Annotated in this window: 3 protein-coding genes; all 3 read left to right on the top strand. The window is 29.8% G+C overall.

All coding sequences use genetic code 11. From position 1 onward, the window contains the following. The first annotated feature begins 128 nt into the window (after positions 1-128). The gene (locus EV196_RS19770) at positions 129-815 is read left to right on the top strand and encodes a helix-turn-helix transcriptional regulator (RefSeq protein ID WP_132219508.1); all 687 of its coding nucleotides are present in this window, start codon (positions 129-131) and stop codon (positions 813-815) included. 118 nt (positions 816-933) lie between these two features. Then, positions 934-1248 (top strand): antibiotic biosynthesis monooxygenase family protein, encoded by a 315-nt coding sequence (locus tag EV196_RS19765; RefSeq protein WP_132219507.1) that lies wholly within the window; start codon positions 934-936, stop codon positions 1246-1248. Next, positions 1245-1724, top strand: coding sequence for a DUF6194 family protein (locus EV196_RS19760; RefSeq protein ID WP_243652298.1), 480 nt, complete (start codon positions 1245-1247; stop codon positions 1722-1724). The genes EV196_RS19765 and EV196_RS19760 overlap by 4 nt, the downstream gene beginning before the upstream one ends. Positions 1725-1936: the final 212 nt, after the last annotated feature.

Raw genomic sequence — 1936 nt, 5'->3', positions numbered from 1 at the left:
AAATCTCACTATACAAAATAACCTTAATCCTCTCTTTTTGTTCTTTCTGTTTATGTACTTAAATTTAAAACTTTATTAATAAAAGCTAACTTAAGTTATACGTAACCGTTATGCCCAATTAACAAAAAATGAACAGACTAACTCGAATAACAGCAATTCTAATCCAATTACAGTCAAAAAAGATTGTAACTGCGAAAGAAATTGCGGAACGATTTGAAATTAGTTTGAGAACTGTTTACAGAGACATTAAAACACTGCAAGATGCTGGAATTCCAATAGGTTCGGAAAATGGAGTTGGATATTTCATTGTGAACGGATATTCACTACCACCAATAATGATTACAGAAGAAGAAGCCAATGCTTTAATAATTTCCGAAAAACTCATTCTAAATCAAGGAGATACTTCCTTAATCAAAGATTTTAATTCACTTTTGCTCAAAATAAAATCTACTCTTAAGAATTTTGAAAAGGAAAATATTTCAAAACTTGAAAATAGAATTGAACCTTCAACAAAAATTGATAAAAATAAAAGTAATTGGTTATCAAAAATTCAAAAATCTATCACAAACGCAAATGTGATACAAATCGACTACCTCTCAATTTATAAAGAAGAAAGTACTAAACGAAACATTGAACCACTAGCCATTTATTTTACAGAAAATGCTTGGGTTTTAGTCGCATTTTGTCGTTTAAGAAATGAAGAGCGTGAATTTAGATTAGATAGAATTTTAAATCTAACTATTACTTCCGAAACCTTTGAATATCAACAGAGTTTTACACTTAAACAATATTTAGAAAAATTTACTGAGGTATAGTTGACATAGGGTTGTCAGTCATCCGTCTTATTTTTGCATTATGAAAACAAAATTTATAATAGCAATAACATTCTTAATTATTTGCAGTTGCAGTAATTCAGAAAAAAAACAAAGCAAAATGACTAAAAAAGCAACAATTGTAGAAATGGTATTATTCAAAATAAATGATGGAATAAGCCAAGAAAAAGCAGAAAACCAAATGTCTGAACTGAATGAATTCATTAGTAAACAAGATGGATTTATTTCCAGAAAAACCTCTGTATCTGAAGACGGACAATTTTTAGACCTTGTGTTTTGGACAGACTTGGAATCGGCAACAATCGCATCAGAAAAGGCAATGGAAAACCCGAAAACCTTAAAAGCATTTGAAGTGATTGATGAAAGAACTATGACTTTTAAGCATTTTTCAATCTTTAATGAAATTCAAGAATGAAAACAATGACAACGGACGAGATTATTCAAGAGGTTCAGAATAGTTTCAATGGTCTTGTAAAAAATAAAAATTGGGGAGAAGTTGGACTTTTTTACAATCCTGAAAATAAATTAAGTAAAGGAATTTACCTATTGACATTTAAAGAAAAAGATGGAGCGAACGACAAAGCATCGAACGTAAACAGAGAAGATGTTTATAGATTAAATTTAGGAATATCGAAAGAAAGTTTCTATCAATTATTTGGCAATAAACCGAAAAGACCAAAAGCAGGTCAAATAATCGATATGCCATTTGATTTCACCGAACTGGATAAAATAATGCCTCATCCTGTTTATGGCTGGATGAGTTGGATTTGTGTTTTAAATCCAACAAGAGAAACTTTTGATAAATTATTTCCATTAATAGAAGAGGGATATAATATGGCATTGAAAAAATATGAAAAGAAAATAACTGGGCATAACACCGTGTATAATTAATTGCTTTTTTAGGCTTACTTACGAAAGTCCTCTCAGACTTTCGTGGTTAGTTTTTATTTAGTAAATTAGATGCTTAATCACGCAACTAATCATACACAACAACGTTGTGTGCAATTTTGACCCGTCCTGAAATAAGGCTACATAATTTTAAACATTATGTATAGAAATGACAAAGTAATCAGACGGTATTCAGAACCTTTTAAACTGAAAAT

This window comes from Mariniflexile fucanivorans, from assembly GCF_004341235.1.
In the GTDB taxonomy this organism is placed as follows: Bacteria; Bacteroidota; Bacteroidia; order Flavobacteriales; family Flavobacteriaceae; genus Mariniflexile; species Mariniflexile fucanivorans.
This window is presented reverse-complemented; position numbering and strand designations above follow the sequence as displayed.